At 55.6% G+C, this 23,621-nt stretch carries 24 protein-coding genes; 12 read left to right on the top strand and 12 right to left on the bottom strand.

All coding sequences use genetic code 11. The annotated features are described in order from the left end of the window. Positions 1–72: 72 nt before the first annotated feature. Entirely contained in the window at positions 73–630 is a 558-nt protein-coding gene (locus WM95_RS02515; protein ID WP_059445151.1) for a YtfJ family protein, read from the top strand. On the opposite strand, the gene cysQ is transcribed toward WM95_RS02515, so the two are convergent. Then, positions 624–1,364: a 3'(2'),5'-bisphosphate nucleotidase CysQ gene (gene cysQ / locus WM95_RS02510; protein WP_063409281.1), complete on the bottom strand. Its 741-nt coding sequence runs from the start codon at positions 1,362–1,364 to the stop codon at positions 624–626. The two genes, WM95_RS02515 and cysQ, sit on opposite strands and share 7 nt — an antisense overlap. 190 nt (positions 1,365–1,554) lie before the next feature. Between cysQ and WM95_RS02505 the strand changes: the two genes are divergently transcribed. Further along, on the top strand, positions 1,555–3,498 hold the full coding sequence (locus tag WM95_RS02505) for a bifunctional 2',3'-cyclic-nucleotide 2'-phosphodiesterase/3'-nucleotidase (RefSeq protein WP_047749117.1): 1,944 nt from the start codon (positions 1,555–1,557) through the stop codon (positions 3,496–3,498). A 98-nt stretch (positions 3,499–3,596) separates the two neighbouring features. Here WM95_RS02505 and WM95_RS02500 read toward each other — a convergent pair whose 3' ends face one another. After that, positions 3,597–3,983: a winged helix-turn-helix transcriptional regulator gene (locus WM95_RS02500; protein WP_063409282.1), complete on the bottom strand. Its 387-nt coding sequence runs from the start codon at positions 3,981–3,983 to the stop codon at positions 3,597–3,599. Positions 3,984–4,067: 84 nt separating this feature from the next. Here WM95_RS02500 and WM95_RS02495 point away from each other — a divergent pair, with 84 nt between their 5' ends. Further along, the gene (locus WM95_RS02495; protein WP_063409283.1) at positions 4,068–4,916 is read left to right on the top strand and encodes an SDR family oxidoreductase; all 849 of its coding nucleotides are present in this window, start codon (positions 4,068–4,070) and stop codon (positions 4,914–4,916) included. 85 nt (positions 4,917–5,001) lie between these two features. Here the strand turns inward: WM95_RS02495 and WM95_RS02490 are convergent, their stop codons facing one another. Further along, on the bottom strand, positions 5,002–6,663 hold the full coding sequence (locus WM95_RS02490) for a beta-ketoacyl synthase (protein WP_269467057.1): 1,662 nt from the start codon (positions 6,661–6,663) through the stop codon (positions 5,002–5,004). Between the two features lie 413 nt (positions 6,664–7,076). Here WM95_RS02490 and WM95_RS02485 point away from each other — a divergent pair, with 413 nt between their 5' ends. From WM95_RS02485 to WM95_RS02475, 3 genes are all read left to right on the top strand, one after another. Further along, positions 7,077–8,120, top strand: coding sequence for a GlxA family transcriptional regulator (locus WM95_RS02485; protein ID WP_231106839.1), 1,044 nt, complete (start codon positions 7,077–7,079; stop codon positions 8,118–8,120). Positions 8,121–8,168: 48 nt separating this feature from the next. Beyond that, on the top strand, positions 8,169–8,993 hold the full coding sequence (locus WM95_RS02480; RefSeq protein ID WP_023310154.1) for an AraC family transcriptional regulator: 825 nt from the start codon (positions 8,169–8,171) through the stop codon (positions 8,991–8,993). Between the two features lie 75 nt (positions 8,994–9,068). Next, entirely contained in the window at positions 9,069–10,034 is a 966-nt protein-coding gene (locus tag WM95_RS02475) for a DMT family transporter (protein ID WP_063409285.1), read from the top strand. A 79-nt stretch (positions 10,035–10,113) separates the two neighbouring features. Here WM95_RS02475 and WM95_RS02470 read toward each other — a convergent pair whose 3' ends face one another. Then, a complete protein-coding gene (locus WM95_RS02470; protein ID WP_045402276.1) occupies positions 10,114–11,763 on the bottom strand; it encodes a methyl-accepting chemotaxis protein in 1,650 nt (549 codons plus the stop codon). Positions 11,764–12,007: 244 nt separating this feature from the next. Here WM95_RS02470 and ytfE point away from each other — a divergent pair, with 244 nt between their 5' ends. After that, positions 12,008–12,670 carry an iron-sulfur cluster repair protein YtfE gene (ytfE, locus tag WM95_RS02465; RefSeq protein ID WP_059445156.1) on the top strand — a complete coding sequence of 221 codons (663 nt, stop codon included), beginning with the start codon at positions 12,008–12,010 and terminating at the stop codon, positions 12,668–12,670. A 96-nt stretch (positions 12,671–12,766) separates the two neighbouring features. Here ytfE and cycA read toward each other — a convergent pair whose 3' ends face one another. Together cycA and fklB are read right to left on the bottom strand one after the other, a co-directional pair. Continuing rightward, positions 12,767–14,176 (bottom strand): D-serine/D-alanine/glycine transporter, encoded by a 1,410-nt coding sequence (gene cycA, locus WM95_RS02460; RefSeq protein ID WP_023310150.1) that lies wholly within the window; start codon positions 14,174–14,176, stop codon positions 12,767–12,769. A 310-nt stretch (positions 14,177–14,486) separates the two neighbouring features. Next, complete coding sequence (fklB, locus tag WM95_RS02455; protein WP_008502892.1) at positions 14,487–15,107, bottom strand: FKBP-type peptidyl-prolyl cis-trans isomerase; 621 nt, start codon at positions 15,105–15,107, stop codon at positions 14,487–14,489. 233 nt (positions 15,108–15,340) lie between these two features. Between fklB and WM95_RS02450 the strand changes: the two genes are divergently transcribed. After that, positions 15,341–15,985 carry an OapA family protein gene (locus WM95_RS02450; protein ID WP_063409286.1) on the top strand — a complete coding sequence of 215 codons (645 nt, stop codon included), beginning with the start codon at positions 15,341–15,343 and terminating at the stop codon, positions 15,983–15,985. Between the two features lie 67 nt (positions 15,986–16,052). On the opposite strand, the gene rplI is transcribed toward WM95_RS02450, so the two are convergent. From rplI to rpsF, 4 genes are read right to left on the bottom strand one after another with little or no spacing between them, the layout of a single operon-like run. Beyond that, positions 16,053–16,502 carry a 50S ribosomal protein L9 gene (gene rplI, locus WM95_RS02445; RefSeq protein WP_023310148.1) on the bottom strand — a complete coding sequence of 150 codons (450 nt, stop codon included), beginning with the start codon at positions 16,500–16,502 and terminating at the stop codon, positions 16,053–16,055. 41 nt (positions 16,503–16,543) lie between these two features. Next, positions 16,544–16,771, bottom strand: coding sequence for a 30S ribosomal protein S18 (rpsR, locus tag WM95_RS02440; protein WP_000135199.1), 228 nt, complete (start codon positions 16,769–16,771; stop codon positions 16,544–16,546). A 4-nt stretch (positions 16,772–16,775) separates the two neighbouring features. Continuing rightward, entirely contained in the window at positions 16,776–17,090 is a 315-nt protein-coding gene (priB, locus tag WM95_RS02435; protein WP_008502895.1) for a primosomal replication protein N, read from the bottom strand. A gap of 6 nt (positions 17,091–17,096) precedes the next feature. Then, a complete protein-coding gene (rpsF, locus tag WM95_RS02430) occupies positions 17,097–17,492 on the bottom strand; it encodes a 30S ribosomal protein S6 (protein WP_014068637.1) in 396 nt (131 codons plus the stop codon). Positions 17,493–17,833: 341 nt separating this feature from the next. On the opposite strand from rpsF, the gene yjfY reads away from it, so the two are divergent. After that, positions 17,834–18,109, top strand: coding sequence for a DUF1471 family protein YjfY (gene yjfY, locus WM95_RS02425; RefSeq protein WP_029740378.1), 276 nt, complete (start codon positions 17,834–17,836; stop codon positions 18,107–18,109). Between the two features lie 169 nt (positions 18,110–18,278). Here yjfY and yjfP read toward each other — a convergent pair whose 3' ends face one another. Then, positions 18,279–19,001: an esterase gene (gene yjfP / locus WM95_RS02420; RefSeq protein WP_047743022.1), complete on the bottom strand. Its 723-nt coding sequence runs from the start codon at positions 18,999–19,001 to the stop codon at positions 18,279–18,281. Between the two features lie 137 nt (positions 19,002–19,138). Here yjfP and bsmA point away from each other — a divergent pair, with 137 nt between their 5' ends. The 3 genes from bsmA to WM95_RS02405 all read left to right on the top strand — a co-directional run bounded on the left by bsmA (position 19,139) and on the right by WM95_RS02405 (position 21,996). Next, a complete protein-coding gene (bsmA, locus tag WM95_RS02415; RefSeq protein WP_029740376.1) occupies positions 19,139–19,468 on the top strand; it encodes a biofilm peroxide resistance protein BsmA in 330 nt (109 codons plus the stop codon). Positions 19,469–19,604: 136 nt separating this feature from the next. Further along, positions 19,605–19,892: a DUF1471 family protease activator YjfN gene (gene yjfN, locus WM95_RS02410; RefSeq protein ID WP_032645202.1), complete on the top strand. Its 288-nt coding sequence runs from the start codon at positions 19,605–19,607 to the stop codon at positions 19,890–19,892. Positions 19,893–20,064: 172 nt separating this feature from the next. Then, positions 20,065–21,996: a methyl-accepting chemotaxis protein gene (locus WM95_RS02405; protein ID WP_063409287.1), complete on the top strand. Its 1,932-nt coding sequence runs from the start codon at positions 20,065–20,067 to the stop codon at positions 21,994–21,996. Here WM95_RS02405 and WM95_RS02400 read toward each other — a convergent pair. Next, a complete protein-coding gene (locus WM95_RS02400) occupies positions 21,993–23,615 on the bottom strand; it encodes an isovaleryl-CoA dehydrogenase (protein WP_088544623.1) in 1,623 nt (540 codons plus the stop codon). The two genes, WM95_RS02405 and WM95_RS02400, sit on opposite strands and share 4 nt — an antisense overlap. Between the last annotated feature and the right edge of the window lie 6 nt (positions 23,616–23,621).

Here is a 23,621-nt window from a genome sequence, read left to right as displayed (position 1 = left end):
ACATTGATCGCACTTATGATTAAAAGCGCAAGACCAAGTGGTCGGATCACCTGCAAACAATAAGGAAACGCCATGACCCTACGTAATATCCTTGCAGCAGCCTGTCTGCTGCTGCCCCTGTGGGCTTCCGCTCACAACATTGAAAAAGGACAACGTGTACCGCCAGTCGGCATTGCTGACCGGGGAGAATTGATTCTCGACAATGATAAGTTTAGCTACAAACCCTGGAATAGCGCGCAGCTCGCGGGCAAAGTGAGAGTTGTACAACATATTGCCGGTCGTACATCCGCAAAAGAGAAAAATGCCAACCTGGTGGAAGCGATCAAGGCCGCAAAACTCCCTCACGACCGCTACCAGACGACCACCATTGTTAACACCGACGACGCCATTCCGGGCTCCGGAATGTTTGTGCGCTCCAGTCTTGAGAGCAATAAAAAGCTCTACCCGTGGTCGCAGTTTATCGTCGACAGCAACGGCGTAACCCGTAAGGCCTGGCAGCTGGAGGAAGAGAGCTCCGCGATTATCGTGCTGGATAAAGAGGGCCGCGTACAGTGGGCGAAAGACGGCGCGTTAACCCAGGAAGAGGTGCAGCAGGTTGTCGACCTGCTGCATAAGCTGCTGGCTCAGTAGATAGAGACGCGGAAGCCGGGGTTGAGGAAGGATTCACGCGGGGTATAGTCAAGCGGCTTGCCCTGCCAGTCATGAACATGCGCCCCGGCGGCCACGGCAACGGCATGACCTGCCGCGGTATCCCAGACGTTGGTTGGCCCAAAGCGAGGGTAGAGCTGCGCATGGCCTTCCGCCACCAGGCAGAATTTCAGCGATGAGCCAATCGAGGTGGTCTGGTGTTCACCCAGCTGCTGCAGATACTCCTGCAGTTCGCTGTCGCTGTGCGAGCGGCTAATCACCACCAGCGGCGGACGCGCATCGCGCACCTGGATCTGCTTGCGCACGCCGCACTCTTCCTTCCACGCCTTCCCTTCTGCAGCGCTGTACATCACCTTCATTACCGGCGCGTAGACCACGCCCAGCACCGCTTTGCCCTTCTCAATCAGGGCGATATTGACGGTGAATTCACCGTTGCGCTTGATGAACTCTTTTGTCCCGTCCAGCGGATCGACCAGCCAGTAGCGCTGCCAGTGCTGGCGCTCGTCCCAGCTTTGCGGCGCTTCTTCTGACAGAACGGGGATGTCCGGCGTTAAGGCCTGTAACCCTTTCAGGATCACCTTATGCGCCGCGATATCCGCCGCCGTGACCGGAGAGTCGTCGGCTTTGCTGACCACCTCCATAGGTTTACTGCCGTCATATACCTGCATGATAGCATCTCCCGCATCCCGTGCGAGCTGACAAATTTTATCTAGCATTTTCCACCTCTTTGTTAACGCAGTGAGGTTAACTCTTTGTTTTAGTTATATCGTAATGTGAACAATTCCGCTATCTGTGAAGCAATTCCGGTTTCAGGTTACTTTTTTCTGTCAGGATTCACATTTCTGTAAGCAACAAGCTATAGATACATACTCTTTTGTGCTCTGCATCGAAAAAAGGACTCCTCTGATGATTAAGTTTAGTGCAACGCTTCTGGCGACGCTGATTGCAGCGAGCGCGCAGGCGGCGACGGTAGATCTGCGTATTCTGGAAACGACCGATCTGCACAGCAACATGATGGACTTCGACTACTACAAAGATACCCCGACGGAAAAATTCGGCCTGGTACGCACGGCAAGCCTGATCGATGCGGCGCGTGGCGAAGTGAAAAACAGCGTGCTGGTCGACAATGGCGATCTGATTCAGGGCAGTCCGCTCGGGGATTACATGGCGACCAGGGGGCTGAAAAAAGGCGAGATCCATCCTGTTTATAAAGCGATGAACACCCTGGACTATACCGTCGGCAACCTCGGTAACCACGAATTCAACTACGGTCTGACATACCTGCACGATGCGCTCGCCGGTGCGAAATTCCCGTACGTTAACGCCAATATCATCGACGTTAAGACGCAAAAGCCGCTCTTTACCCCTTACCTGATTAAAGAGACCAACGTCGTCGACCAGGACGGTAAAAAACAGACGCTGAAAATCGGCTATATCGGCTTTGTGCCGCCGCAGATCATGACGTGGGATAAAGCCAACCTCGACGGCAAAGTGACCGTTAACGACATCACCGAAACCGCGCGGAAATACGTGCCGGAAATGCGCGAAAAAGGCGCCGATCTGGTAGTCGTTGTCGCCCACTCGGGTCTCTCCGCCGATCCGTATCAGGCCATGGCAGAAAACTCCGTTTACTATCTGAGTGAAGTTCCGGGCGTAGACGCGATCCTGTTCGGCCACGCCCACGCGGTCTTCCCGGGCAAAGATTTCGCCAGCATCAAAGGGGCGGACATTGAGAAAGGGACGCTCAACGGCGTGCCGTCGGTGATGCCGGGCATGTGGGGCGACCATCTTGGCGTGGTGGATCTGGTGCTGAATAACGACGGCGGCAGCTGGAAGGTGACGCAGTCAAAAGCCGAAGCGCGCCCGATTTACGACGCTGCGGCTAAAAAATCTCTGGCGGCGGAAGATAAAAAACTGGTCGACGTGCTAAAACACGATCACGACGCCACGCGCGAATTCGTCAGCAAGCCGATCGGCAAATCCGCCGACAACATGTACAGCTTCCTGGCGCTGGTGCAGGACGACCCGACCGTTCAGGTCGTCAACATGGCGCAGAAAGCCTATGCCGAACACTTTGTGCAGGGCGATCCGGATCTGGCAAAACTGCCGGTTCTGTCAGCCGCTGCGCCATTCAAGGTGGGCGGACGTAAGAACGACCCGGCAAGCTATGTTGAAGTCGAAAAGGGCCAGCTGACCTTCCGTAACGCCGCCGATCTCTACCTCTACCCGAACACGCTGGTGGTGGTAAAAGCGACGGGCCAGGAGGTGAAAGAGTGGCTGGAGTGCTCTGCCGGACAGTTTAACCAGATTGACCCGCACAGCAGTAAGCCGCAGTCGCTGATTAACTGGGACGGCTTCCGTACCTATAACTTCGACGTGATCGACGGCGTGAACTACCAGATTGACGTCACCCAGCCGGCGAAATATGACGGCGAGTGTCAGGCGATCAACCCGCAGGCGGAGCGCATCAAAAACCTGACCTTCAACGGCAAGGCGATTGACCCGAATGCCACCTTCCTGGTCGTGACCAATAACTACCGCGCCTACGGCGGTAAGTTTGCCGGTACGGGAGATAGCCACATCGCCTTTGCCTCGCCGGACGAGAACCGCTCGGTGCTGGCGGCGTGGATCAGCGCGGAGTCGAAGAAGGCGGGCGAAATTCATCCGGCAGTGGACAACAACTGGCGTCTCGCGCCGATCCACAGCGATACGAAACTGGATATCCGCTTCGAAACGTCGCCATCCGATAAGGCAGCCGCGTTTATCAAGGATAAAGCCCAGTATCCGATGAAGAAGGTCGCAACGGATGATATTGGGTTCGCGATTTATCAGGTGGATTTGAGCAAGTAAAAACAAAACGGCGGCATGCGTTGCCGTTTTTCGTGTTTGTTCCCTCTCCCTGTGGGAGAGGGTCAGGGTGAGGGCATCAGGCCGCATATATCCGGCGTTTAAGCCGCACGATCGTCCCGATTCGCCATCACCTTCGGCGTATTCACCTCAATCCAGTCCGCCAGCGCGGCGACCTTCTCGCTCACCTCAATCCCCATCGGCGTCAGACTATACTCTACGTGCGGCGGCACCACCGGATACGACATGCGATCGACAAACCCGTCCAGCTCCAGCGCCTGGAGTGACTGGGACAGCATCTTTTCGCTCACCCCGCCCATTTTACGGCGCAGATCGCTAAAGCGATGCGTTCCCTGGCGCAGAGCCAGCAGAATGAGAACGCCCCAGCGGCTGGTAACGTGTTTGAGCACTTCGCGTGAAGGGCACTGTTCCGCGAAAAGATTGCCATCGCGCACGAGTTCGCTGAGCGTCGGTATCGTTGTTTTCATACTTACCTTTTTGTACGTACTTACTAAAAGTTAGCTATGGTGCTAGTGTGCCACAACACCAGACAAACACGAAGGAGATTCATCATGATCGCGATTACCGGCGCTACCGGCCAGCTTGGCCATCTCGTTATCGAACAGCTGCTGAAAACCGTACCGGCCAGCCAGATTGTGGCCATCGTACGTAACCCGGCGAAAGCGCAGGCCTTAAGCCAGCAGGGAATTGTGGTTCGTCAGGCGGACTACACGGATGAAGCCGCATTCACCGCCGCGCTGAGCGGCGTGGATAAGCTGCTGCTGATCTCTTCCAGCGAAGTCGGCCAGCGCGCGACCCAGCACCAGAACGTCATTAACGCCGCCAAAACGGCTGGTGTGAAATTTATCGCCTACACCAGCCTGCTGCATGCGGACAACTCCCCACTGGGCCTGCACGTTGAACACGTTGCCACTGAAAAAGCGCTGGCGGCATCCGGCATTCCTTATGCCCTGCTGCGCAACGGCTGGTATACCGAAAACTACCTGGCGAGCGCGCCGCCTGCGCTGGAACACGGCGTGTTTATTGGTGCGGCAGGCGAAGGCAAAATTGCCTCTGCCACCCGCGCAGACTATGCCGCGGCGGCAGCCAAAGTGATTGTTGAAGAGGGCCATGAAGGCAAGGTGTATGAACTGGCGGGCGACCACGGCTGGACGCTGAGCGAACTGGCGGCTGAACTCAGCAAACAGAGCGGAAAGCCGGTCAGCTACCAGAATCTCAGTGAAGCGGATTTTGCCGACGCGCTGAAGAGCGTCGGCCTGCCTGCCGGCCTGGCCGATATGCTGGCGGATTCCGATGTCGGGGCCTCCAAAGGCGGACTCTTTGACGACAGCCATACGCTGAGCAAACTGATCGGGCGCGCCACCACGCCGCTGGCGCAGAGCATCAAAGCCATTCTGTAACGGCCTGACCGTTATCTCCCGCGGCCGGGTGATTCCCCTTACCCGGCCCGCTCAAATTTATTAATAATAAAATCAGATATAACAATTAAAAATCCGGGTATTCTTTTTCCGTCGCGTACGTTATCGGCTTTTCAAATCCGGGAATGGTGATGCCATTCATATCAATCTTAATATCTTCCTCATTTATTCCCTGCTGTCCGAACAGATAAATGACATTCAGTTCCCCCTGTGACGCCGCCTGGTCGTACGCTTTAGCCTGACGTCGCACCTGGCGGTTACGCTGCTGATAATCCGCAAACACCGCTTCCCCATAGCGTTTGCGCAACCATTGATGGGTAAGCTTTGGCGAGTAAACCACCCCCGTGGCATTATTACCGCCAAAGCCTTTTGAATTAATAAAGGCGATTTGTCCCTGGTCTTCCTCTAATTTGCAGTCCTGAAGAGGAATGGTTAAGCGCGCGTTGTTCACCTGCGGCGCGATGCGGGACACGCTTTTAATTCCCGGCAAAATACCATAGCGGAAGACGCCGAGGCAGCCGATCAGCTGGTCGCCGCTGGCGGGGCCCAGAGAGTGGCCGAGATACGATTTCACCGCCGTCACCGGCCAGTCGCGAATCGAAAAGGCTTGCGCAACGCGGTCAAAAATATCCGCCTCGGAGACGCAATTCTTCGGCGTGCTTGATCCGTGCGCCTGAATAAACGATCCCTTCTGCACCGTCTCCATCCCGGCCATCGATACCGCAGAGGCTACGGCTTTCGCCATGGTGATGTAGTTCCCCGGCCCCGGCGACGCAATAGAACGTTTATAGCCGTCAGCGTTGATGAAGACATTTCCCACCGAACCGTGGATCTCTGCGCCAAGCTGCAGCGCCAGCTCGTCGTCCATTAACACGACATACTGGCTGGATTCTGCGATAACAAAACCGCAGCTGTTGCCAAACGGGCGGCTGCTGTTGCGCCAGTCGGCCGTTTCCGTTTCATCAATGTGCTTAAGCTTGCTCTCCGTTGCCAGGGCGCCCATGGCATCGAAGCCTTCAATCACTTCTGAGGTAACCGGCGCTTCGGCGCTGCCAACGACGGCTACGCGAATGCGCCCCGCTTTGATATCTTCGACTGCCGCATTCAGGTTATACAGAAACGTGGCGCACGCCCCTAGCGTGGCGCTGGTATGACCGACGCTACCCAGCACATAGGCATTGAGGAAATCGGCGCACATGCTGTTCAGGCCCAGCGGGCACTGTTTGGCGCTGACGCGATGGCCTTTCAGGCGCGACTGCAGCATTCCGCCAAAGCCATAATCGTCGAGCTGCCCCATGATATTGCCCGAATAGACGCCGAGCTGATCCGGCGTGATTTTGGCCTGTATCTCTCGCCACGGGATCCCCAGGGCATTGATGGCGTCTGACGCCCCGACAATCGCCATCTGTAACGCCCGCGGATGGAACTGCGAATTGTAATGGTCGCCCGGACGGAATCCCTGCGGCAACAGCCCTGCAGCCTGAACCTCCGTGCGCAGCAACGCCTCAATTTTGCAGTCCATCTCTCCCTGAACGGTAATACGGACACGCCGATCCGCTAATTCTTCAACGTGCCATCCCGCCGGTAAGGGTTGAGGTAATTGCCTGGCAGATATATTAAAACTGAATCCCTCTTCGCCTGAAGCCATATTCAATTTTGCATGGCTGGCAATAGCATCGACATCAAAATAGTCGCGCGTAATTTTTCTGATAAGGGTTCCCTCAAGCACCTCGTCTTTTATCCTCGCGGCGGCCTGAGCAGGTGTGAATCTTTTACCAGAAATATCGCAATACCCACCTTCATCATATTTAAGCATGCCCATCAGAATGGCTAACGATAATAATGTTTCCTGTCTTTCCTTTTCCGATAATGACTCAATAATCATGCGACGAAATGCATGATGTGAAGAACTACGACCAGCTGGACCATAGCCGCCAAAAGCCGTTATTACGGGTAATTTCACCATAATTCATCCTCTCATGGTCGTGCATTTATTTTATTAAGCAAGTGCGATAATTTCAGATATTAGTTTACAAATCACCGACAAAAGCTAATATGAAAATCCAGCCAAAACGCTGACTTTTTTGGCCACGGCAACGATGAACTACCAAAAATAATAGTCAAAACAGGTATTAATCAAAAATGACAAATACACAAATAGGATTTGTGTTATGTGAACGCATGCTAAGTTCCGGTCTCAGTCTTCCGATTGAAATGTGGAAAGCGGCAGCCAGTAGCTATTTAGCTGAGCAAAAAACAACATCCCACGCAGGCACGCACAAACCGGAGAAGTCACCCTTCAGGCTCTGTCGCCCGGAGAATATTCTGAAGGTGAATACCATTGGCATAAACAGCGAGCCCATCCTGACGCACAGCGGCTTTAGCATTACCGCCGATACCACCCTTGCCGAAGACAGACACTATGACGTTATCTATCTTCCTGCCCTGTGGCGCAATCCTCGCGCAGTGGTCAGACAACAGCCTGAACTTCTGGAATGGCTGACCGAGCAGGCCGCGCGAGGAACCCGCATCGCCGCCGTCGGAACGGGCTGCTGTTTTCTGGCGGAGTCGGGACTGCTCAACGGAAAGCCCGCCACCACCCACTGGCACTACTTCAAACAATTCTCGCACGACTACCCCAGCGTAAAATTACAGACAAAGCATTTTCTCACTCAGGCCGATAATATTTTCTGCGCCGCAAGCGTTAAGGCCCTGTCAGATCTGACGATCCATTTTATAGAAACAATATACGGGAAACGTGTAGCCACACATACTCAACGGACATTTTTCCATGAAATTCGTAGCCAGTTTGAACGTCAATGTTACAGTGAAGAAAACAAACCCCATCCGGATGAGGATATTATTCAAATTCAAATCTGGATAAAAGCCAACTGCGCTTCGGATATATCCATGCAAAGTCTCGCAGATATGGCCGGCATGAGTTTGCGCAACTTTAATCGCCGCTTTAAAAATGCCACCGACATGTCTCCTCTGCAGTATTTATTAACCACCAGAATTGAATCCGCCATGACAATGCTGCAATCCACCAATCTTTCCATTCAGGAGATCGCGAATGCGGTTGGATATCAGGATATTGCGCACTTTAATCGCCAGTTTAAGCATAAAACCACGGTGTCACCGGGGGATTACCGTAAAACCGTCCGGGCAAAGATGTTTAGTGCATAAACGCCGGTCATCTCTGATAATGAAAGGATGACCACGAGGAGGCTCAACGTGCAAGGCGTACCGGAACAGTTTAATGATGAAAGAGACAGCGCGCGCTTTCGCCATCTGGCGCAGCTGCCGGGGCTGGAGCTTTATCACGCGCATATTTCTGACTACGCCTTTGAGCCGCATACCCATGAAGCCTTCGGGATCGGCACGATTGAAACCGGCGCCGAACGCTTTCGCTATCGCGGTACTCAGCATCTCGCGGCGGAAAAGTCCGTCGTCACCATGAACCCGGACGAGATCCATACCGGTGAATCCGCCACCGAAGGCGGCTGGCGCTACCGGATGGTCTATATCGAACCCGACCTGCTGGAAGAGGTGACCGGCCTCCGGCACTGGTGGTTTAGCGATGTCACGCGTCATGACCCGCTTCGCTCGCAGCAAATCGGCAGGCTGATTTACGGCCTGTGGCACACGGACGATCCGCTTGCGCAAAAAGGATTACTGCTGGATCTGATTGAGACCTTCCGGCCGCTGGCCCATCACGCGCCGGTTATTCAGGAGGGCGCGCACCGCTTCGAACGCGTGCGCGAGTATCTGCACGACAACTATATGCGCGCCCTGACGCTGGACGAGCTGGCCAGCGTCGTATCGCTCAGCCCGTACCATTTCCAGCGCCAGTTCAAAGCCCATTTTCACGTTACGCCGCACCAAATGCTGATGGCCATTCGCCTCTGGCGCGCCAAAGCGTTCCTCACCCACGGCATGCCCGCCGCCGAAGTGGCAGCCGCGACCGGACTGACCGACCAGTCTCATTTAACCCGCGCGTTTACCCACCGCTACGGCATTACGCCCGTGCGCTACCAGAAGCAGGTCACCCGGCGCTAATGCGCAACCTCATACAATACGCGCGCATTTTCCCCTCCTACACTGCATGCAGCGTAAATACCTGTGGATGGAAAAATGATTAGTGGAGTGTTGTATGCCCTGCTGGCCGGGATGATGTGGGGACTGATTTTTGTCGGCCCGCTGATCGTGCCCGAGTATCCGGCAATACTGCAGTCGACCGGACGTTATCTGGCGCTGGGGCTGATTGCTCTGCCCCTGGCGTGGCTGGGACGCGCGCGCCTGCGTCAGCTCAGCCGTCAGGACTGGGGCACCGCGCTGGCGCTGACCATGATGGGCAATCTTATCTACTACGTTTGCCTTGCGAGCGCCATTCAGCGTACCGGTGCGCCGGTATCTACCATGATTATCGGCACGCTGCCGGTCGTCATCCCCGTCTTTGCTAACCTGCTCTACAGCCACCGCGATGGCAAACTGGCGTGGTCAAAAATGGCGCCGGCGCTGGTATGCACCGCCGTGGGGCTGGTATGCGTCAATATTGCCGAGCTGCGTCACGGGCAGGCGGATGTTGACCTGTGGCGTTACGGCTCTGGCATTGTGCTGGCGTTCATTTCCGTGGCGTGCTGGGCATGGTATGCCCTGCGCAACGCGCGCTGGCTGCGGGAGAACCCGGACAAGCATCCGATGATGTGGGCGACGGCGCAGGCGCTGGTCACGCTGCCCGTCTCGCTGGTGGGCTATGCCGGGGCGTGCATCTGGTTAGGCCATCAACTGCCAGACTTCGCCCAGCCCTTCGGGCCAAGACCCTGGGTGTTTATCGGCCTGATGGTTGCGATTGCGGTGCTGTGCTCATGGGTGGGCGCGCTGTGCTGGAACATTGCCAGCCAGAAGCTGCCAACGGTGATTTTAGGGCCGCTGATTGTCTTCGAAACCCTGGCCGGACTGCTTTATACCTTCCTGATGCGTCAGAGCGTGCCGCCGCTATTTACGGCCTGCGGGATCGCGCTGCTGGTGGTGGGAGTGGTGATGGCGGTAAGAGCGAAGCCGGAAAAACCGAGGGTCGTTCCGGCGTCGGAGGTGTGATCATTGCCCAGCGGCGCTGCGCTTGCAGGGCCTACAAAATCGTAGGCCCGGTAAGGCGTAACCGCCACCGGGCAAGTCCTTAAAACGTTTCCCAGTTCCCTTCAGACGCCGCCGCTACGGGCTGCGCTTTGGGCACATAGGTTTTCACCGGCGCCGCTTTGACCGCCTGATTGCGGGTGATTTTGAACACCGCCACCGCTTCGTTCAGGCGTGCAGCCTGATCTTCCAGCGCCGCCGCCGCGGCTGCAGACTCCTCTACCAGCGAGGCGTTCTGCTGGGTCACGCGGTCCATCTCGGCTACCGCCTGACCCACCTGATCGATACCGCGGCTCTGCTCGTCAGAGGCCGAGGCAATTTCGCCCATGATGTCGGTGACGCGGGTGACCGCATTAACGATCTCCGCCATCGTCTCCCCGGCTTCGTTAACCAGCTGGGAGCCCGCGTTCACGCGCTCGCCGGAATCATCGATCAGCGCTTTGATCTCTTTCGCCGCCTGGGCGCTGCGCTGGGCGAGAGTGCGTACTTCCCCTGCCACCACCGCAAAACCACGGCCCTGCTCGCCCGCGCGCGCCGCTTCCACCGCCGCGTTCAGCGCCAGAATGTTAGTCTGGAAGGCAATTCCGTCGATCACGTTAGTAATTTGCGCGATTTTACTGGAGCTGGTGGCGATTTCGTCCATTGTACGCACCACGCCTTCCACCACGTTACCGCCCTTCTTCGCCGTTGAGGAGGCGTCCAGCGCCAGACGGGACGCCTGACGCGCGTTATCGGCGTTCTGCTTCACGGTTGCCGTCAGCTGTTCCATGCTGGCTGCCGTCTCTTCCAGAGACGCGGCCTGCTGCTCGGTACGGGAAGAGAGGTCGTTACTGCCCGCAGAGATTTCGCCTGCACCGGTGTAAATCGTATCTGCGCCTTCACGCACCACGCCCACGGTGTTCGCCAGCGAGGTCTGCATCTCCTGAACGTTGCGCGCCAGGATAGCCATTTCGTTCTTACCTTCAGCCTGAATCGGCTGGGTTAAATCCCCTGCCGCAATGGCGCGAATATGGTTAATCACCTCTTCCAGAGGCAGCAGCAGCACGCGGCGCATGGCTACCCAGCTGGAGATAATCACCACAATCACCAGCAGCATAACCGCAGAGAGGATCCACAGGATGCGCTTGTAGTCGCTTTCATTGTCCTGGATACCTTTATCGGTAAGCGTTGCCTGCGCTTCACGCCATTCACGGTAAACCGCCTGCATCGCAGTCTGCTTTTGCTCCGCGTTCTGCTTGAACATGTCTTCCAGATTGCCCTGGCTCAGCAGGACGTTCATTTGCGTCAGCGTTGAGGAGTAAATGCGGTACTGCTCTTCCAGACGCTTGGCCAGGTTCTCGTCCAGGCCCGGCGTATTTGGCAGGGCATAGTATTTATCGTAATGGACCTGCGCATCGGCGAGCAGATTTTTCGCCGTGTTGACCAGCTCATTGAGCTGCCCACCGTTAATCTGAGAGGCCATGCTGCTTTGCAGACGCAGCATCCCGCGGTTCAGCGTCACGCGCGCCTGGTTCAGGCTGATCCACGCATCGGTAAACTCCGCCACGTTCTTGCTGGAGAGCTGCGACACGGTGAAATTGTCTTTATCGTTATTCAGCGCGTTGATAAAGATACCCGCGGAAATCACTTGCATGATGCCGAGCACAAGCAGCACCGAAATCAGAAGGGTAATGACTTTTATACGTTTAAACATGCGTTGCCTTTGTTATATGCAGGTTTGTCTGACGTGGATATATCGGCAGGCGCGGCGGGTTGTTTACTGTTTCTACACCTTTAAAAAGTTTCTAAACCACTTTCCTGAGCCCATTCAGAGAGTTAAACGGGGTATTTTTTTGTGATCTGCATCTCACTTTTCCCCTTCCCTCTAAAGGGTTATAGCGCCGCCATAAAGATGCATTTAATATGCACTTTATATTATTGATGACGAGGTAACTGCTATGGCCTTTCGCGACCAACCACTGGGCGAGCTGGCGCTCTCCATTCCTCGCGCTTCTGCGCTGTTTCGTAAATACGATATGGATTACTGCTGCGGCGGTAAGCAAACCCTGGCGCGTGCGGCCTCACGAAAAGAGCTGGACGTTGAGGTGATTGAATCAGAGCTGGCGCTGCTGGCCCAGCAGCCCGTCGACAAAGACTGGCGAGCCGCCCCACTCGCTGAAATCATCGACCATATCCTCGTGCGTTACCATGACCGTCACCGTGAGCAGCTGCCGGAACTGATCCTGCAGGCAACCAAAGTTGAGCGCGTCCATGCCGACAAACCGTCCGTACCGCGCGGTCTGGCGAAATACCTGACCCTGCTGCACGAAGAGCTTTCCAGCCACATGATGAAAGAAGAGCAGATCCTCTTCCCGATGATTAAGCAGGGAATGGGAAGCCAGGCGATGGGGCCTATCAGCGTGATGGAAAGCGAGCATGATGATGCGGGCGAACTGCTGGAAGTGATCAAACACACCACCCACAACGTCACGCCGCCGCCAGAAGCGTGCACAACGTGGAAAGCGATGTACAACGGCATTAACGAGTTGATTGACGACCTGATGGAACACATCAGTCTTGAGAACAACGTTCTGTTCCCGCGGGCATTAGCGGGGGAATAAAAAAGGCCGCTGCGGCCTGATGCCCTCACCCCGCCCCTCTCCCACGGGGAGAAGGTGCAAAAACTAAAAACGGCAACCGAAGTTGCCGTTTTGCTTTTACCTTACGCCTGCCATACGTTTCTTACCGATAAACACCCAGCCCAGCCCCAGCGCGATAAACCACAGCGGCGTGACGATGAGTGCCTGACGGGTATCATCTTCCAGCGTCAGCAGAACCAGCACGAAGACGAAGAACGCCATGCATACCCAGCACATCAGCTTGCCCAGCGGCATCTTGTAGATCGATTTCTCATGCAGGTGCGGGCGCTGCTTGCGGTATACCAGGTATGAACAGAGGATGATGGTCCAGACGAACATAAACAGGATCGCAGAGACCGTGGTGATCATGGTGAACGCGCCAATCACGCTTGGGTTCACGTAGAGCATCACCACGCCGCCCAGCAGGCACATGCAGGAGAAGGTCAACCCTTTTGCCGGTACCGCGCGCTTCGACAGCTTGGCGAACGCGCTCGGCGCCACGCCTTCCTGTGCCAGGCCAAACAGCATACGGCTGGTGGAGAACACGCCGCTGTTCGCGGAAGACGCCGCAGAGGTCAGCACCACGAAGTTAATCAGGCTCGCGGCGGCAGGCAGGCCTACCAGCACGAACAGCTCAACGAACGGGCTCTTGGTTGGTACCACGGAGCTCCACGGCGTCACGGACATAATAATGATCAGCGCGAAGACGTAGAACATGATGATACGCAGCGGAATAGAGTTTATCGCGCGCGGGAGAGACTTCTCGGGATCTTTGGTCTCCGCTGCCGTCGTGCCCACCAGCTCAATTCCCACGAACGCAAATACCGCGATCTGGAAGCCGGCAAAGAAGCCGCTAATGCCTTTCGGGAACCAGCCGCCGTCATTCCACAGATGGGTAAACGACGCCTGAACGCCCGTTGGCGACTGGAAGTGGGTGAGCACCATCACCAGACCCACGACGATAAGCCCGACAATCGCCACGATTTTGATCATCGCGAACCAGAACTCCATCTCACCGAACATTTTAACGGTGGCGAGGTTCAGGCTCAGCAGCAGAACAATGACCGCCAGCGAGGCGACCCAGTCCGACAGCCCCGGGAACCAGAACTGCGCGTAGGCGGTAATCGCCACGACGTCCGCCATACCGGTGACGACCCAGCAGAACCAGTAGGTCCAGCCGGTGAAATAGCCCGCCCACGGCCCGAGCAGGTCAGAAGCGAAGTCGCTAAAGGATTTGTATTCGAGGTTCGAGAGCAGCAGTTCACCCATTGCACGCATCACGAAGAAGAGCATAAAACCGATGATCATATAAACGAAGATGATCGACGGCCCGGCGAGACTGATGGTTTTGCCTGACCCCATAAACAGCCCGGTACCGATGGCACCCCCAATCGCAATGAGCTGAATATGACGGTTTGTGAGATTGCGCCGTAGCGACTGTTCAGACGTCGCCTCTTCTGTAGCGGCGACTTTGACCTGATCTACCATGTAATTTTCCTGTTTATGCCTGTCTGTGTTGTTAAGGCTCTTCTGGCCTTTAAAAACGTCAAAAAAATGACGGTCCCTTTGTAAGGGTTTATCGATATTAGGTAAGAATCGGCGGGATGAATACTATGATTTAGATATTATGTTAATAATATGTTGAAAGTGAGTGTCATATCACTCATACAGCGCGAAACAGCTCACAAAAATACACGCAACAGTTTCGTTTGCAAGATAAAATGTTGATAGCGCCATAACTATAGGTTTTTGCACTATTTTCCTCTCCCCAACGGGGAGAGGAAATAAGAAAATTCGATTACAGAATTTCCAGCAGCTCGACTTCAAAGACCAGGGTGCTGAATGGCGGAATGGACGCGCCAGCGCCGCGCTCGCCGTAGGCCAGGTTATGCGGGATAGTCAGTTCCCATTTGGAACCCACTGGCATCAGGGTCAGAGCTTCAATCCAGCCAGCGATCACGCCGTTAACCGGGAACTCAGCCGGTTCGCCGCGCGCCACGGAGCTGTCGAACACGGTACCGTCGATCAGTTTACCGGTGTAATGCACGCGAACGTGATCGGTACGCGCCGGGATTGCGCCGTCGCCCTGATTGATCACGCGGAACTGCAGACCAGACTCGGTGCTGTTCACGCCTTCACGCTCACGGTTCTCTTCCAGATATTTCACACCTTCGGCGGCCATCTCTTCAAAGCGTGCGCGACGCACGGCGTCAGCACGCTCGTGGATTTCACGCAGCGCACGGTGCACAACGTCAACCGGAACGGCAGGCTGTTTGCCTTCCAGTGCGTCAGCGATACCCGCCACCAGCGCTTCTGGTAACAGACCTTCCAGGCCGGATTCGCTCAGCTGCTGTCCTACCTGCAAGCCGATACCGTAACTTGCCTGCGCTTCGATAGTGTCAAAAGTCGGGGTGGTCATGGGTTTTCCTTCCATCACATTTAAAGTAGCGGGCAGCATATCAGCCATGCCCTTATGGGTAAAACTTTGTCTGAAGTTAAGGTGACAAACCGCGACGAAACAGAAACAATAGAGATAACCAGGATTAATCCCGAACTGATGTCACGGATGTCGGGTTTACTACGCCGTTCAGGCAGTTAGCAAACTATACTTCGGGGCACAGGATAAAAAATACGCGGAGCAGGAGGAGTGCCATGCCCGGGCGATTTGAACTGAAACCTACCCTGGCGAAAATCTGGCAGGCGCCGGACAATTTTCGCATCATGGACCCGCTGCCTCCTCTGCATCGCAGAGGGATCATCATTGGCGCGCTGATGGTGATCGTGGGCTTCCTGCTTCCTTCCGGGGGCGATGATGTCGATACCGCCCCCGTCACCCGCAATGCCCAACTGGACATTCAGTCGCAGACGCGGCCGCAGCCTGACGCACAGCCGATGCAAACGCAGCTTGTGACCCCGTCTAACGATCCGGGTCAGGTCGCGCCGGTTGAGCCAGAACCCATTCAGGATGAACAGCCGCAGGATCAAGCCGCCGCCCCGTCTCAGCCTCAGACGCAACAGCCTACCGGCATTGAGCAACAGTGGCGTTCCTATCGCGTAGAGCCGGGCAAAACGCTGGCACAGCTGTTCCGCGACCACAACCTGCCGCCAACCGACGTGTATGCTATGGCGAAGGTGGAAGGTGCGGGTAAACCGCTCAGTAATCTGCAGAATGGCCAGATGGTACAGATTCGCCAGAATGCCAGCGGGGTGGTGACAGGGTTAACGATTGATACGGGAAATGGGCAACAGGTACTGTTTACCCGCCAGCCAGACGGCAGTTTCATCAGGGCGCGTTAAGACCCGGATCTGTAAAAAGCAAAACGCCGGCACAAGGCCGGCGTTTCAACGTGAGCAGAGTAAAAAATTACTCAGCTACAACGTTAACAACCAGTTTAGCGAACACTTCGCTGTGAACCTGGAAGTCAACTTCGTGCTCACCAGTGGTACGCAGAACGCCGTTCGGCAGACGAACTTCGCTCTTAGCCACTTTAACGCCTGCTGCAGAAACTGCATCAGCGATATCGCGGGTACCGATGGAACCGAACAGTTTACCTTCGTCGCCTGATTTAGACGCGATGGTAACGGTGCCCAGTGCGTTGATTGCTTCAGCGCGAGCGTTAGCAGCCGCCAGAACGTCAGCCAGTTTGGCTTCCAGTTCAGCGCGACGTGCTTCGAAAAACTCTACGTTTTTCTTGGTAGCTGGAACAGCTTTACCCTGTGGAACCAGGAAGTTACGTGCGTAACCCGCTTTAACGTTAACCTGATCACCCAGGCTGCCCAGGTTTGCTACTTTATCAAGCAGAATAACTTGCATTACCTTATCCTCTTAAAGTCGTATTAATGGACCGTGCCCGATTACTGATGACGATCAGTGTACGGCAGCAGGGACAGGTAGCGAGCGCGTTTGATAGCGCGAGCCAGCTGACGCTGGTATTTTGCACGAGTACCGGTGATACGGCTTGGGACAATCTTACCGCTTTCGGTGATGTAGTTTTTCAGCGTTGCGATATCTTTATAGTCGATCTCTTGAACGCCTTCCGCGGTGAAACGGCAGAACTTGCGACGACGGAAATAACGTGCCATATGGCTAGTCTCCAGAATCTATCAAATCAATCTGCTCGGCATGCAGAACCATTTTGCTCAGGCCGTTCTTTGCCTTGTGGCAAGAGATGAACCCCTGAACGATTACTGCGCTACCGACCGTTAAACTGTGAGTAATGGCCTGGTTTTCGTGTCCGCTAATAATAACGGGCATTTGGCACCACGCCTGCCGGTGAAACCCGGCTTCCTCTTGCACAGAACGATGCTCAAGCACGAACTGGCAATGCGGAATTCCTGATGGACTGACCTTTCGAAGGGGAGCCCTGCATACGATGCCGGACAACGCCAGACGGTTGGTCATCAGAAATTACTCTTCAGAATCCCCAGCATCAGAATCATCTGCGGTTTCGTTTGCGAAATCATCGCGACGCTCACGGCGCTCGTCTTTCGCTTTAACCATCGGAGATGCTTCGGTAACTGCGTTTTTGGTACGCATAACCATGCTGCGGATAACGGCATCGTTGAAGCGGAAGGTAGTTTCCAGCTCATCGATCACTTCCTGCGGCGCTTCAACGTTCATCAGAACGTAGTGTGCTTTGTGCAGTTTGTTGATCGGGTAAGCCAGCTGACGGCGGCCCCAGTCTTCCAGACGGTGGATCGTACCTTCTGCACCAGTGATGGCAGCAGAGTAACGCTCGATCATACCCGGAACCTGTTCGCTCTGGTCAGGATGGACCATAAAAACGATTTCGTAATGACGCATCGAATTGCTCCTTACGGATTATTCAGCCTCCTGTCTGGGTCAGCCGAGGCCCGGGGAGGCAAGGAACGTGTTAAAGGTCGGCTGAAAAATTGACGCGTCATAATACTTGTGCGCCCCTGGAAACTCAAGCTGATTGCACAAATAATTCGCACAAAGCGCGAAGCGGGTCTAAGTGGGTGATTTAAAATTGGTCACACCCGGAAGCGTTGTTTTTTTGAACAACTGCATCAGAAATGGTCACGCATCCCCGCCGGATGAGTGATTACACTTTAATCAGAGATCGCCTGAATTAAAGAAGGAGCATCCCCCCTCTCGCAGCACGTAGTCGTGGAGCGCATATCATGAAAAAAATCGCATTAGCCATAATGGCGGCGCTTTTGCTCAGTGCAAACGCGATGGCAGCCATCAAGATAGACAGCCGACAGGCCAGAAACATGGATGATGTGCAAAGCTTGGGCGTAATTTACATCAATCATAATTTCGCCACGGAAAGTGAAGCAGATCAGGCATTAAACGCAGAAACCGATGCGCAGGGCGCAACCTATTACCACGTGATGTTAACCCGTGAGCCCGGCAGCAACGGCAACATGCACGCCAGTGCAGATATTTACCGATAACGCTTTAACGCTAGCACCAGGAAAGCCAACAACGAGAACATAGCCATAGATGACGTTGCCCCCTGCCCGGGGGCTTTTTTTTGTGAATGGCTCCTGAATACTACCGGTAAAATAGCCCCTCAGAGATCCTCCATAAGCGGGAAGATATGGACATCAAAGTCCTGCGCGTTTACAGGTGCTGGCGGAAAAACGCCACCGTGGCGTCGAGCGCCGTTGGCGTGATGCGGTGGCGGACGCCCGGTTCCCACAGGCAGGTCAGATTACCGTCCAGCCCTTCATTCATTAACGCCTGCTGCAGACGGAAGGTTCCCTCAGGCGGGACCACATCATCCGCGTCACCGTGCCAAAGCAACAGCGGGCGATCGGCCACGCGCGGCAATGCCCGGGTCACTTCCCACTCTGCCAGCGTCGCGGTCATTTCCGTTAAATCCTGAGGGGGAAAAAGGGTCTTCGCCAGCGAAGTAAAGTAGCCCGAACCCATCAGACAGGCGACTGACTTCACTTCAGGATGATGCGTCATAATCCCCAGCGCCGTCATACCGCCCATCGACGCCCCGGCTACCGCCAGACGATTGTCGGCCACCAGCCCTGCCTCATAAAGCGCATCGCGCAGCCCGGAAAACTCGGTCAGACTCCCGTGCAGAATGTGCCAGAACTGCCCCAGCCGCGCCTGTTCATTACCCGTAAAACGTGCGCCGTGGTCGGGTGCATCTGGCATCACCACGCGAAAACCCGCCTGCGCCAGCGCTACCGCAAAATAACTGTAAACCAGCTTCGATGAGGTAAACCCATGATAAAAAACCACAACAGGCAGCGGTTTATCACGTTTACCCGCTGGCATCGCGTGTAAAACTTCATGGTCGCCGAGGTGGCGTATTTCAATTTCAATCATTGTCGACCCTGTGCGAATCTATGATTCATAATGTTGAGAACTGGGTTACGCTTTCGCGTCATTTTCATTCGAAATATACGTCCCAGATAACACTTCGGGAACATTCCCCCAAAACTAAATTCACAAACAACTACACTATGGCTATCAGGAAACGAGATATGGTTATGCGCAGGTTTGCTGCTTTATTGCTGGTCTTTCTGCTGAGTGGCTGTAGCGCGCTGCAGGGAACGCCGCAACCCGCTCCACCGGTCGCCGATCATCCACAGGAGATTCGTCGTAATCAGACGGAAGGATTACAACGAATGGGCACCATCTCCGCGCTGGTCCGCGGCTCTCCGGATGACGCAGAATCGGCAATAAAAGCGCAGGCCGTCGCTGCCAAAGCAGATTATTACGTCATCATTATGATCGACGAAACCATCATAACGGGACAGTGGTATTCACAGGCCATTTTGTACCGTAAATAATGGTTTTCCTTTGAACGAGATTTACACTGCTTTGCGTCCATAGACATTTTCCTGTCCACAATAAACTCCACGCCCGCATCAATGGAAGGGAGTTTATTAGCGAAGGATTGCCCGGCGGATACCGGATATATGTGAAATGGAGCTGACGATGAAACGAACTCTTGCTTTGACCTCACTGTTGCTCTCAGCAGGCCTGCTGAGCACCACCGCGCAGTCAGCAGAATTCGCCAGTGCTGATTGTGTGACTGGCCTGAATGAAATTGGCCAGATCTCCGTGAATAATATCTCGGGGAGCCCGCAAGACGTTGAACGTGTCGTGGCATTAAAGGCCGATGAGCAGGGTGCTTCATGGTATCGCATCATCCAGATGCAGGAAGATAACCATATCGACCACTGGCGGGTACAGGCCATTCTCTACGTGTAAACTCCCTCCCGATAAAAGCCACTTATTTTTAGTGGCTTTTCGTTTTTGCAAATTTTTTATCTTGTATAAAACCAATAAAGAACAATTGAATAACATTTTGTTACATTAAAACAGTAAACGTAACCCCCGCTCTGCCGTTGAAGAACCATAACTTTTCAATGATGAGCAATTTATGATCAACTTTTTTCGCCGTGCGGGCCTGGGGTCGAAACTATCGCTGCTGACTGGCGTCAGTGTCGCCACGCTGTTTCTGCTATTCACTTTTCTGCTCAGCCAAAAAGCCAGCCAGCAGCTTGAAGCCCTTGCGGTCGAAGATCTGCATAATCAGTCCACCGGCATGGTCGACATGGTGCAGATGTTTAATACCAGCCTGAGTGAAGAGGTTGAGAGCTATACCCGTCTGTTTACCACCTTTTTACCGCAGCCCCTGAACATTGATAATTCCCAACCCCAGACGATTAACGGACTTAGCGTTCCGCTTCTGAAAGGCGGAGACACCGGGCTGCATGAAAATAACACCCTTTCGGACGAGTTCCTGAACCGTACGGGAGCCATTTCGACGCTGTTTGTACGCAGCGGTAACGACTTTGTTCGCGTAGCCACTTCCCTGCGCAAAGAGAATGGCGATCGGGCAATGGGTACCGTTCTGGATAACGCCAGCCCGGCCTTTGCCGCCGTCAACAAAGGTGAAGTCTACCGCGGCCTGGCGCTACTGTTTGGCAAACGCTACATCACCCAGTACCAGCCCGTTAAAAACGCCGAAGGGCAGGTCATTGCGATCGTCTTTGTCGGGGTGGAGATCACCCACTCCTGGAACGTCATGCGCGAGAAAATCCTCAACCGCCGCCTGGGCGAGAGCGGTCACTTCTTCGTGCTGGATCGCAGCAACGGCAAAACGCGCGGGCAATACCTGTTCCATGCTGGCGAAGAGGGAAAACTGCCGAAGTGGGACGGCGCGACGCAGCAACAGCTTCTGAGTGACAAACCCGGCACGCTGGAGCGTACAAGCGACGACGGCCGGACGCTGAAAATGGCCTATACCCCGCTGCCGGGCTGGAACTGGACTATCGTGGGCGAAGTGGATAAATCGGTGCTGCTCTCAAGCGTTACCGCCATGCGCGATCGCTTCCTGCTGGCCGGCGTGGTCTTATCCATCCTTTTTGCTGGCCTGTTCGTGGTCATTATTCGCCGCGTGCTGACCCGACCGCTGCGCAGCGTGATCCATCTTGCCAGACAATATGCCGCAGGGGATCTCCGTTCCAGCCTGCCCGTGACGCGTCAGGACGAAGTCGGCCAGCTGATCGATGCTATCAACGGCATCGGCGGCGGCCTGCAAAAAATTGTGCTGCAGGTTCGTGAGGCCGCAGGCGAGATCCATTTGGGCACCAACGCGCTGGCCGCCGACACTGGCGAGATTTCAGAGCAGATCAACAAGCAGGCCAGCAGCGTGGAAGAGACGTCCGCCAGCATGGAGCAGCTGGCCGCCACCGTTCAGCAAAATGCCGCCAACATGGAGCAAACGCAGCAGCTGGTGGGTGAAACCTCGCTCGCGGTTCATCAGGGCGGTGAGACGGTCACCCACGCGGTGTCGACCATGGACGACATTCGCGAAGCGTCAAAACGCATCGAAGACATCACGCGCGTGATCGAATCCATCGCTTTCCAGACCAATATTCTGGCGCTGAATGCGGCAGTGGAAGCCGCCCGCGCAGGCGAGCACGGAAAAGGATTTGCGGTAGTCGCGCAGGAAGTTCGCGCGCTGGCGGGACGCAGCGCTAACGCGGTGAAGGAGATTGAACAGCTGATTGGCGATACGCTCAGAAAAGTGAGTGAGGGTCATGCGCTGTCTGAACAAACACGCCTGGCGATGGACGACATCATCATTCATATCGATAACATCAGCCAGCTGGTCACCGAGATTAACTATGCCTCACGCGAGCAGTCCGCCGGGATCGGCCAGGTGAACCTCGCCATGACCCATATTGGCGAAGCGTCGCATATCAATGCCGATCGCATCTCACGCAGCGAACAAACGGCCCAAACGCTGCGCGAGAAGGGTTCGCACCTGACTCAGCTGGTGAGCCTGTTCCAGCTAAAAGGCTAACCGACTCTGCCCGTCGCACGCAGCAGCAGGTCGCTTTGCACCTGCTCGCTCATCAGCGTGCCGCCACGGGTGTCCAGCATCATGCGGCACCACGCCTGCGCCACCGGGGGCGATGCGTGCCGCAGCATCTGGCTTCCGGCACCCAGCAAGAAAAGCAGCTGCGCGATCTCCCGACCCTGCGCCTCCTGCAGTTTACGCAGTTTTTGCTGAAGCTGTCGCCAGCTGCGGTCGAAGTGTCTGTCCTGCCCTTTCACCTGCGCAAACTCGTCGGCAAGCAGGTCGTGAATACCCGGCTGCTTCGCCAGCACGCGCAGCACGTCCAGACACATGATATTACCTGACCCTTCCCAGATGCTGTTCACCGGCATCTCGCGGTACAGGCGGGGAAGTTCGCTCTCTTCGCAATATCCGATCCCGCCCAGCACCTCCATCGCCTCCGCGACAAACGGGATGCCCGCTTTACAGACGCTAAATTTCGCCGCCGGGGTAAACAGCCGCGCCCAGGCGGCCTCTTGCGGATCGGCACGCTTGTCCCACGCGCGGGCCAGGCGGAACAGCAGCGCCGTTTGCCCCTCCAGCACCAGCGCCATCCGGCTTAATACCTCGCGCATTAAAGGCTGATCGATGAGGTTTTTGCCGAAGGTCTGACGCTGATGGGCATGGTACAGCGCCACCGAGAGCGCCCGACGCATCAGTCCGTGGCTGCCCAGCGCGCAGTCAAATCGCGTCAGACCGCCCATTTTGAGGATCTGCCGTACCCCTTCGCCCTCTTCCCCCAGCAGCCAGCCGGAGGCATCAAGAAACTCCACCTCGCTGCTGGCGTTGGAGCGGTTCCCGAGCTTGTCCTTGAGGCGCTCCAGCCGGACGGCGTTGCGCTGTCCGTCAGGCAAAAAGCGCGGCACAAAAAAGCAGGATAGCCCGCCCTTCGCCTGGGCCAGCACCAGATGCGCATCGCTTTGCGGGACGGAGAAAAACCATTTATGCCCCACCAGCCGGTAGCTGCCGTCGCTGCATTTTTCCGCTTTGGTGGTATTGCTGAGCACGTCCGAGCCGCCCTGCTTTTCCGTCATCCCCATACCGATCAGCAGGCCGCGCTTTTGCGCGCCGGGGGCCAGATGCGGATCGTAGCGATCGCTGAGCAGCGGTGTCAGCCAGTCGTGAAATATTTTGGGGAGCGCCTGCTGCAGCAGCGGCGTGGCGGCGAACGTCATGGTGACAGGGCACAGCGTGCCCGCCTCCACCTGCGCATGCAGCACAAAGCGCGCGGCCCGAGCGACAAACGACCCTTTACGCGCTTCCTCTTCCCACGCCAGGTTATGCACGCGGTTGGCGCAAAGCCCCTGCATCAGTAGATGCCAGGCCGGATGAAAACGCACGTCGTCCAGCCGCTCGCCCGTGGCGTCATAGCGTAACAGCTCGGGCGGATTAACGTTTGCCAGCCTGCCCAGCTCCAGTGACTCCGCCGTACCCAGCTGCTGGCCAATGCTGGCGAGGAGTTCGATATCCCACTCGGCGCCTTCACGCGCGACCGCATCGCGCAGGGCGCAGTCCGAGAGGAAAAGGTTGCTGTTGGAAAGCGGTGCAGATTGATTGAAAACGGTGTGGGTCTGCCAGTGCATGCTGTC

The sequence above is a fragment of the Enterobacter cloacae complex sp. ECNIH7 genome (genome assembly GCF_002208095.1).
Taxonomy (GTDB): domain Bacteria; phylum Pseudomonadota; class Gammaproteobacteria; order Enterobacterales; family Enterobacteriaceae; genus Enterobacter; species Enterobacter cloacae_M.
This window is presented reverse-complemented; position numbering and strand designations above follow the sequence as displayed.

Coding starts and splice junctions, on each gene's coding strand:
- WM95_RS02450 (WP_063409286.1), top strand. CDS start 15,341: ATGCCCGGGCGATTTGAACTGAAACCTACCCTGGCGAAAATCTGGCAG.
- WM95_RS02475 (WP_063409285.1), top strand. CDS start 9,069: ATGATTAGTGGAGTGTTGTATGCCCTGCTGGCCGGGATGATGTGGGGA.
- WM95_RS02495 (WP_063409283.1), top strand. CDS start 4,068: ATGATCGCGATTACCGGCGCTACCGGCCAGCTTGGCCATCTCGTTATC.
- WM95_RS02405 (WP_063409287.1), top strand. CDS start 20,065: ATGATCAACTTTTTTCGCCGTGCGGGCCTGGGGTCGAAACTATCGCTG.
- WM95_RS02500 (WP_063409282.1), bottom strand. CDS start 3,983: ATGAAAACAACGATACCGACGCTCAGCGAACTCGTGCGCGATGGCAAT.
- WM95_RS02470 (WP_045402276.1), bottom strand. CDS start 11,763: ATGTTTAAACGTATAAAAGTCATTACCCTTCTGATTTCGGTGCTGCTT.
- cycA (WP_023310150.1), bottom strand. CDS start 14,176: ATGGTAGATCAGGTCAAAGTCGCCGCTACAGAAGAGGCGACGTCTGAA.
- WM95_RS02485 (WP_231106839.1), top strand. CDS start 7,077: ATGACAAATACACAAATAGGATTTGTGTTATGTGAACGCATGCTAAGT.
- yjfP (WP_047743022.1), bottom strand. CDS start 19,001: ATGATTGAAATTGAAATACGCCACCTCGGCGACCATGAAGTTTTACAC.
- rpsF (WP_014068637.1), bottom strand. CDS start 17,492: ATGCGTCATTACGAAATCGTTTTTATGGTCCATCCTGACCAGAGCGAA.
- priB (WP_008502895.1), bottom strand. CDS start 17,090: ATGACCAACCGTCTGGCGTTGTCCGGCATCGTATGCAGGGCTCCCCTT.
- WM95_RS02505 (WP_047749117.1), top strand. CDS start 1,555: ATGATTAAGTTTAGTGCAACGCTTCTGGCGACGCTGATTGCAGCGAGC.
- rpsR (WP_000135199.1), bottom strand. CDS start 16,771: ATGGCACGTTATTTCCGTCGTCGCAAGTTCTGCCGTTTCACCGCGGAA.
- yjfN (WP_032645202.1), top strand. CDS start 19,605: ATGGAGCTGACGATGAAACGAACTCTTGCTTTGACCTCACTGTTGCTC.
- rplI (WP_023310148.1), bottom strand. CDS start 16,502: ATGCAAGTTATTCTGCTTGATAAAGTAGCAAACCTGGGCAGCCTGGGT.
- cysQ (WP_063409281.1), bottom strand. CDS start 1,364: ATGCTAGATAAAATTTGTCAGCTCGCACGGGATGCGGGAGATGCTATC.
- fklB (WP_008502892.1), bottom strand. CDS start 15,107: ATGACCACCCCGACTTTTGACACTATCGAAGCGCAGGCAAGTTACGGT.
- WM95_RS02515 (WP_059445151.1), top strand. CDS start 73: ATGACCCTACGTAATATCCTTGCAGCAGCCTGTCTGCTGCTGCCCCTG.
- ytfE (WP_059445156.1), top strand. CDS start 12,008: ATGGCCTTTCGCGACCAACCACTGGGCGAGCTGGCGCTCTCCATTCCT.
- yjfY (WP_029740378.1), top strand. CDS start 17,834: ATGAAAAAAATCGCATTAGCCATAATGGCGGCGCTTTTGCTCAGTGCA.
- WM95_RS02400 (WP_088544623.1), bottom strand. CDS start 23,615: ATGCACTGGCAGACCCACACCGTTTTCAATCAATCTGCACCGCTTTCC.
- bsmA (WP_029740376.1), top strand. CDS start 19,139: ATGGCTATCAGGAAACGAGATATGGTTATGCGCAGGTTTGCTGCTTTA.